The sequence below is a fragment of the Streptomyces sp. NPDC058964 genome (assembly GCF_042741275.1).
Classification (GTDB): Bacteria; Actinomycetota; Actinomycetes; order Streptomycetales; family Streptomycetaceae; genus Streptomyces.
In genome coordinates this window covers 1-7,312 of sequence record NZ_JBHYKH010000097.1, presented here as the reverse complement: position 1 = coordinate 7,312, position 7,312 = coordinate 1, and the positions used below count along the sequence as shown (strand labels likewise).

General features: G+C 71.6%; 9 protein-coding genes. 4 read left to right on the top strand and 5 right to left on the bottom strand.

The genetic code is table 11. The features are described from left to right. Positions 1-50 precede the first annotated feature (50 nt). Positions 51-218, bottom strand: a complete 168-nt coding sequence (locus ACFW2E_RS15015) for a DUF3117 domain-containing protein (protein ID WP_009997451.1) — start codon at positions 216-218, stop codon at positions 51-53. Between the two features lie 371 nt (positions 219-589). Here ACFW2E_RS15015 and ACFW2E_RS15010 point away from each other — a divergent pair, with 371 nt between their 5' ends. Further along, positions 590-1,393, top strand: a complete 804-nt coding sequence (locus ACFW2E_RS15010; protein ID WP_384466394.1) for an enoyl-CoA hydratase/isomerase family protein — start codon at positions 590-592, stop codon at positions 1,391-1,393. Positions 1,394-1,407: 14 nt separating this feature from the next. Here ACFW2E_RS15010 and ACFW2E_RS15005 read toward each other — a convergent pair whose 3' ends face one another. Together ACFW2E_RS15005 and ACFW2E_RS15000 are read right to left on the bottom strand one after the other, a co-directional pair. Next, positions 1,408-2,004 carry a DNA-3-methyladenine glycosylase I gene (locus tag ACFW2E_RS15005; RefSeq protein ID WP_384466392.1) on the bottom strand — a complete coding sequence of 199 codons (597 nt, stop codon included), beginning with the start codon at positions 2,002-2,004 and terminating at the stop codon, positions 1,408-1,410. Continuing rightward, complete coding sequence (locus ACFW2E_RS15000) at positions 2,001-2,357, bottom strand: DivIVA domain-containing protein (protein ID WP_384466390.1); 357 nt, start codon at positions 2,355-2,357, stop codon at positions 2,001-2,003. Before ACFW2E_RS15000 ends, ACFW2E_RS15005 begins: the two co-directional genes overlap by 4 nt. 125 nt (positions 2,358-2,482) lie before the next feature. Between ACFW2E_RS15000 and folP the strand changes: the two genes are divergently transcribed. Then, a complete protein-coding gene (gene folP / locus ACFW2E_RS14995; RefSeq protein WP_384466388.1) occupies positions 2,483-3,343 on the top strand; it encodes a dihydropteroate synthase in 861 nt (286 codons plus the stop codon). 222 nt (positions 3,344-3,565) lie between these two features. On the opposite strand, the gene ACFW2E_RS14990 is transcribed toward folP, so the two are convergent. Together ACFW2E_RS14990 and dapE are read right to left on the bottom strand one after the other, a co-directional pair. Next, positions 3,566-4,324, bottom strand: coding sequence for a TIGR00730 family Rossman fold protein (locus tag ACFW2E_RS14990; RefSeq protein ID WP_384466386.1), 759 nt, complete (start codon positions 4,322-4,324; stop codon positions 3,566-3,568). 112 nt (positions 4,325-4,436) lie between these two features. Next, on the bottom strand, positions 4,437-5,516 hold the full coding sequence (gene dapE / locus ACFW2E_RS14985; protein ID WP_384466384.1) for a succinyl-diaminopimelate desuccinylase: 1,080 nt from the start codon (positions 5,514-5,516) through the stop codon (positions 4,437-4,439). A 94-nt stretch (positions 5,517-5,610) separates the two neighbouring features. On the opposite strand from dapE, the gene ACFW2E_RS14980 reads away from it, so the two are divergent. Beyond that, a complete protein-coding gene (locus ACFW2E_RS14980) occupies positions 5,611-6,606 on the top strand; it encodes a heavy metal transporter (protein ID WP_384466382.1) in 996 nt (331 codons plus the stop codon). A 341-nt stretch (positions 6,607-6,947) separates the two neighbouring features. Next, the gene (locus ACFW2E_RS14975) at positions 6,948-7,307 is read left to right on the top strand and encodes an ATP-binding protein (RefSeq protein ID WP_384466380.1); all 360 of its coding nucleotides are present in this window, start codon (positions 6,948-6,950) and stop codon (positions 7,305-7,307) included. The last annotated feature ends 5 nt before the right edge of the window (positions 7,308-7,312 follow it).

The window sequence follows — 7,312 nt, the reverse complement described above, 5'->3', positions numbered from 1 at the left end:
GGCACCGCGTGCGGCACCGGGGCGACTGAACGGGTATGGTCGCTCGCGCGTCAGCCGACGACCTTCTTGAGGGCGTCGCCGAGCGCCTCGGCCTCGTCAGGGGTCAGCTCGACGACGAGCCGACCGCCGCCTTCGAGCGGAACGCGCATGACGATGCCCCGCCCCTCCTTGGTCACCTCGAGCGGGCCATCGCCCGTCCGCGGCTTCATGGCCGCCATGCTCGTTCCCCTTCCTGAAACCAGCTCATCGTCTGCCGACGGCCCGGGAGGGCACGCGCGATCCGTGCGGGACGCGCGACACCGGCATCGAACACATTGCTTCCAAGCCATTATCCCGCATCTCAGGACCCGATGACCAACATCAGTAGGCATCGCTTGGGCAACGCGCGCGAGCAAAACCACTCAATTCGGCGATGTGACTGCGATACTGCACCGCCGCGCCGACATCCGCAGACAAAATCCGCGTCGGAATTCTTTGACGCAGGTCACACGACGGGTCCCGGCCGTGGACGGCGATCTCCGCCATGCTGTCCCCAGACATCGACGTACCGATCGGTACGTCAGAGCCGCCACTGCAGAGGGGATGCGTCATGGCCGACACCGTGCTCTACGAGGTGAACGACGGGCTCGCGACGATCACGCTGAACCGCCCCGAGGCGATGAACGCGCTGAACATCGCGGCCAAGGTCGCCCTCAGGGACGCGGCACAGGAGGCTGCGGGTGACGGTGCCGTACGGGCGATCCTGCTCACCGCGGCCGGGGACCGGGCGTTCTGCGTGGGTCAGGACCTCAAGGAGCACATCGGGCTGCTGGCCTCCGACCGCGAGACCGGGGCCGGGCAGACGATGAGCACGGTGCGGGAGCACTACAACCCGATCGTGCGGGCGCTCGCGGACGCGCCGAAGCCGGTGGTCGCGGCGGTGAACGGGGTCGCGGCGGGCGCGGGCCTCGGTTTCGCCCTGGCGGCGGACTACCGGGTGGTGGCGGACACCGCCTCGTTCAACACGTCGTTCGCCGGGGTGGCCCTGACCGCCGACTCCGGCATTTCCTGGACACTGCCCCGCGTCGTGGGCCCCGGCCGCGCAGCCGACCTGCTGCTCTTCCCCCGGAGCATCAGCGCTCAGGACGCCTACGAGCTCGGCATCGCCAACCGGATCGTGCCGGCCGCGGAGCTGCGGGCCGAGGCCGAGAAGGTCGCCAGGAAGCTCGCCGAGGGCCCGACGGTGGCCTACGCGGCCCTCAAGGAGGCGGTCGCCTACGGGCTGACCCACTCCCTGGACGAGACCCTGGACAAGGAGGACGAGCTGCAGACGCGGGCCGGGCGGTCCGAGGACCACGCGATCGCGGTGCAGGCGTTCGTGAACAAGGAGAAGCCGAAGTACCTGGGCCGCTGAGCCCGGTCCTCCGCTCAGGCGCCGGGCGGGCTGGTCCGGCTCACGCACGCCTCCAGGTGGTCGTTGACCAGCCCGCACGCCTGCATCAGCGCGTACGCCGTCGTCGGGCCCACGAAGCGCAGACCCCGCTTCTTGAGGGCCTTGGACAGGGCCGTCGACTCCGGGGTGACCGCGGGGACGTCGGAGAGGGTCTTCGGGGCGGAGCGGCCCTCCGGGTCCGGGGCGTGGGACCAGATCAGGGCGTCCAGCTCGCCCGGGGACCAGTCGACGAGCACGCGCGCGTTGGCGAGGGTCGCGTCGACCTTGGCGCGGTTGCGGATGATGCCCGGGTCGGCGAGGAGGCGCTCGCGGTCCTCGTCGGTGAAGGCCGCGACCTCGGTGATCCCGAAATCGGCGAAGGCGGCGCGGAAGCCCGGCCGACGGCGCAGGATGGTGATCCACGACAGGCCGGACTGGAAGGCCTCCAGGCTCAGGCGCTCGAACAGGGCGTCGTCGCCGTGCACGGGGCGGCCCCACTCCTCGTCGTGGTAGCTCACGTAGTCCTCGGTGGACAGGGCCCAGGGGCAGCGCAGCGCGCCGTCGGGGCCGGCCAGGGCCGCGCCGTCACTCACCGCTGGTCCTCCTGCGCGGGCTTGTGCAGCCGGGAGTGCGCGGCGGCCTGGGCGCCGGCCAGCGCGGACTCCAGGTCGGAGATACGGGCGTCCCGCTCGGCGATCTCGGCGGCGAGGCGGCCCAGGGCGTCGTCCACGTCCGCCATGCGGTAGCCGCGCGGGGCGAGCGGGAAGCGGAGGCTCTCCACGTCCGCGCGGTTGACCGGACGGTCCGGGGGCAGCGGGTCGTCGAGGCGCTCCGGCGCGGCCTCGGGGAGGGGTCCGGTCGCGCCCTCGCCGCCGCCCACCACGGCGAGTGTCACCGCGGCGACCACGACGGCGAGCGCGACGACCAGGAACAAGAACATAACCATCGCTGGGTCCCCACGCTCTGTGTGCTCGGTGTCGAAAGTCTCAGGGTCCGATCGTGCCATGCGAGTCTGACAGTTAGGGTCGCAGGCGGCCGTACACCGCGACGCACTAGGAGAGGTCACAGGGGATGCTCAGGCTGGGCAGGCGGGAATTCGAGCCGCACGAACCGGTGATCATGGCGATCGTGAACCGGACCCCGGACTCCTTCTACGACCAGGGAGCCACGTTCCGGGACGAGCCGGCGCTGGCCCGCGTGGAGCAGGCGGTGGCCGAGGGGGCCGCGATCGTCGACATCGGCGGGGTCAAGGCCGGGCCCGGGGACGAGGTGACCGCCGAGGAGGAGGCGCGGCGCACGGTCGGCTTCGTGGCCGAGGTGCGGCGGCGGTTCCCCGACGTGATCATCAGCGTGGACACCTGGCGGGCCGAGGTCGGGGAGGCCGTGTGCGAGGCCGGGGCCGATGTCCTCAACGACGCGTGGGGCGGGGTGGATCCGCGGCTGGCGGAGGTCGCGGCGCGGTACCGGGTGGGGCTGGTGTGCACGCACGCGGGCGGCGCCGAGCCGCGCACGCGGCCGCACCGGGTGACGTACGACGACGTCATGGCCGACATTCTGCGGGTGACCGTGGGGCTGGCGGAGCGCGCGGTGAAGCTGGGCGTGCCCCGTGAGTCGGTGATGATCGATCCGGGGCACGACTTCGGCAAGAACACGCGGCACAGTCTCGAGGCGACCCGGCGGCTGGACGAGATGGTGGCCACGGGGTGGCCGGTGCTGGTGTCGTTGTCCAACAAGGACTTCGTCGGGGAGACGCTGGACCGGCCGGTGAAGGAGCGGGTGCTGGGGACGCTGGCGACGACCGCGGTGTCCGCGTGGCTCGGGGCTCAGGTGTACCGGGTGCACGAGGTCGCGGAGACTCGGCAGGTGCTTGACATGGTGGCGTCCATCGCGGGCCACCGCCCACCGGCGGTCGCGCGTCGGGGGCTGGCGTAGGCGTTTCCCGGCCTTCGCCGACCCCCGGCACCGCTCACTCGAGTGCGCGCCCGACGTGTTCGATGTGAAGGGTCCGGGCCTCCGGGCCGACGCGGTACAGGATGCGCGAAGGGCCGCGGTGGAGACGACGGTGGTGGGTACCCCAGGCCCTGGAACCTTCGGGCCTGGGGTCCTCGGCGAGTTGGCCGGTCGCCTGGATGACACTTCACCTCGGCCGGGTGCCTAGCGTCCCGCCTCCTTGGACACCAGCGCCACCGCCTCCTCCACGTCGTCCGTGACATGGAAGAGGAGCAGGTCCTTCTCGGAGGCCTTGCCCTGGGCGATCACGCTGTTCCGGAGCCAGGTGACCAGGCCGCCCCAGTACTCGCTGCCGAAGAGGACGATCGGGAACCGGGTGACCTTCTGGGTCTGGACGAGGGTGAGGGCCTCGAAGAGTTCGTCGAGGGTGCCGAGGCCGCCCGGGAGGACCACGAAGCCCTGCGCGTACTTGACGAACATCATCTTGCGCACGAAGAAGTAGCGGAAGTTGAGACCGATGTCGACGTAGGGGTTGAGCCCCTGCTCGAAGGGGAGCTCGATCCCGAGGCCCACCGAGGTGCCGCCCGCCTCGCAGGCCCCCTTGTTGGCCGCCTCCATGGCACCGGGGCCGCCGCCGGTGATCACGGCCCAGCCCGCCTCCACCAGACCGCGGCCGAGCCGGACACCGGCGTCGTACTCCGCCGAGTCCACCGGCGTACGCGCCGAACCGAACACGCTGATCGCGGGAGGGAGTTCGGCCAGGGTGCCGAAGCCCTCGATGAACTCCGACTGGATGCGCAGGACGCGCCAGGGGTCGGTGTGGACCCAGTCGGACGGTCCGCCCGCGTCCAGCAGGCGCTGGTCCGTGGTGCTCGCCGTGACCTGCCCCCGCCGCCGGAGGACCGGTCCCAGGCGCTGCTCCTCCGGTGGCTGCTTCTTGCCCTGGGGGTTGCCTGTAGCCATGTGCGCTCCCTCCGCTTGCGGTGTTTCCACCTCAGCGTAGATCGGCGCGGGTTACGGGCGGGGGACGTGAGCATGTCCGCCACGAAGTGCCACCCCGCCCCGGGGCCCTGCCTCAGCTGGTCAGCCAGGCCCGCAGCCGCTCCTCGCCTGCCAGAATTTTTGCGGTTTCTACCCTTTCATCCCTTTTGTGCGCCAAGTGCGGGTTGCCGGGACCGTAGTTGACCGCCGGCACACCCAGGGCGGAGAACCGGGAGACGTCCGTCCAGCCGTACTTGGGCTGCGGGGTGCCCCCGACCGCCTCGATGAAGGCCGCCGCGGCCGGGTGGGAGAGACCCGGCAGCGCGCCGGGGCTGTGGTCGTCCACCACGAACTCCTCCACGCCGCAGTCCGCGAAGACCTCGCGGACGTGCGCGATCGCCTCCTCCTCGGACCGGTCGGGCGCGTAGCGGAAGTTGACCGTGACCACGCACGCGTCGGGGATGACGTTGCCCGCCACTCCGCCGGAGATGCCCACCGCGTTCAGTCCCTCGCGGTACTCCAGGCCGTCGATCACCGGGTAGCGCGGCTCGTACGACGCCAGACGGGCCAGGACCGGGGCCGCCGCGTGGATCGCGTTGGAGCCCATCCAGCCGCGTGCCGAGTGGGCCCGCTCACCCTTCGTGCGCAACAGCACGCGCAGGGTGCCCTGGCAGCCGCCCTCGACCTGGCCGTCGGAGGGCTCCAGGAGCACCGCGAAGTCGCCCGCCAGCCACTCGGGGTGCGCCTCGGCCACGTGCTTGAGGCCGTTGAGGTCCGCGGCGACCTCCTCGTTGTCGTAGAAGACGAAGGTCAGGTCACGGTTGGGGGCCGGGACGGTGGCCGCGATGCGCAGCTGCACCGCCACGCCGGACTTCATGTCACAGGTGCCGCAGCCCCACAGGACGCCGTCCTCGTCGAGGCGCGAGGGGACGTTGTCGGCGATCGGGACCGTGTCGATGTGGCCGGCCAGGATCACCCGCTCCGCCCGGCCCAGGTCCGTGCGGGCGACCACGTTGTTGCCGTACCGGTCGACCGTCAGGTGCGGCAGGGTGCGCAGGGCGGCCTCGACGGCGTCCGCGAGGGGCTTCTCCGTGCCGCTCTCCGAGCGGAAGTCGACGAGTTGTGCGGTGAGCGCGGCGGCGTCCAGCGTGAGATCGAGCGAGGTGTCGGCCATGGTGACGACCCTAACGCGCCGTGCCTCGCCCGGGGCCCGTACCATGCGCCACACCCAACGCCGCGGCCCCGGCGGCCTCCAGTACCTTGTACGGGTGCCAGAGCCGTCCCCCACAACTCCCAAGCGCCGTGGCCGCCTCTTCCGCTTCGGCGCGGCCTTCCTGGTCCTGCTGGCCCTCGCCGGCTATCTCGTGGTGCAGTACGTCACGGGAGGCGCCGGAGCCCCGGGCTGCAAGGTGGTCTCGGGCAGAGGCGACCGGACGTCGTACGAGTTCACGCCCGAACAGGCCGTGAACGCGGCGACGATCGCCGCGGTCGGGACCGGGCGCGGCATGCCCCAGCGGGCCGTGACCATCGCGCTGGCGACCGCTCTGCAGGAGTCGGGGCTGCGCAACATCGAGCACGGCGACCGGGACTCCCTCGGTCTGTTCCAGCAGCGGCCCTCGCAGGGCTGGGGCACCGATAAGCAGATCATGGACCCGACGTACTCGGCCGGCGTCTTCTACGAGCACCTGGCCAAGGTGCCCGACTACACGGACCTCCCGCTCACGGTGGCCGCGCAGCACGTGCAGCGCAGCGGCTACCCGGAGGCGTACGCCAAGCACGAGCCGGACGCCACTCTGCTCGCCGCGGCGCTGACCGGACGGGCGGCGGCCACGCTGACCTGCCAGGGGCGCCCGGAGAGCGACGCGGACCAGGTGGCGGCGACGGGTCCGGACGCGGTACGGGCCGCGCTCGTACGGGACTTCGGGCGCGACGCGCTCCAAGTGGCCGGCGCCGAGGTGAGCGGCGCGAGGGCGGCCTCTGCGGCCCCGAGCACGTCCGCACGGGCCCGGGGGCGGACGGTGACCGTGCCGGTGCCCGACGGCGCGAAGCGTGACCGCAGCGGGCGGACCGAGCGGGAGCGGGGCTGGCAGCTGGCCCACTGGGCGGTGGCCAACTCCTCGGCGCTGCACATCGCGCGGGTGTCGTACGCGGGGCGGGAGTGGGTCGCCGGGAGCACGGACAGCCAGTGGCGCCCGGTCGGCGCTCAGGGCGCCGCGGGCGCGGAGATGTCGGCCGGGTCCGTGCGCATCGTGACCGGGCAGTAGTACGGGGCTTCACCCGGAGGGGTCAGAGCACCCGTGGCGGGGCGACCGGGTGCGCAGGTTTTCGCGCGGTCACCTCCGCGGGCGGGAAAGCCCTGGGAAACAAAGAGCCGTAAGGATTCGGCAGGCTCGCACGACGGACGGCATTTGCCCGTTTTTATCCACAACAGATAATGCGATGCGTTGCCAATTCTTTACCTTTGGTGTCCGCAACCTTCGAGGGCTTCGAGCGGTAGTCACTGCGTCCGAGCCCGGAGATCAACAACCGGCCGAGCCACAGCCGGTCGGTCAACTCCCGGGAACGGTCGGACACTTCAACGTTCTCTTCCGTCGAATGGAGCATCATGTCCCTCCCCCTGACCCGCCGGATCGCCCGTGCCGCGCTGCTCGTCGCTGCGGGAGCGGCCGCCGGGGTCGGTGCGGCCGGCTCCGCCAGCGCGGCCCCCGAACTGCCGAACGTCGGCGGTCTGACCGCCCTGGACGGGGCGCACGTCGGCAACACCGTCGACGGTGCCACCCAGCACGTCACCGGACTCGCGGGCGACGCCGGCGGCAAGGCGCTCAGGACGGCGGTGCCGGCCGCGGGCAAGACCGGCGGCAAGGCCGTGAAGCAGGCGGCGCCGGCGGCGCAGAAGGTCGCGGGGGACGCGGCCGGATCCGACTGTAAATTAATCGTTGACACCACCCGGACGTGTAATTTTTGATTGAT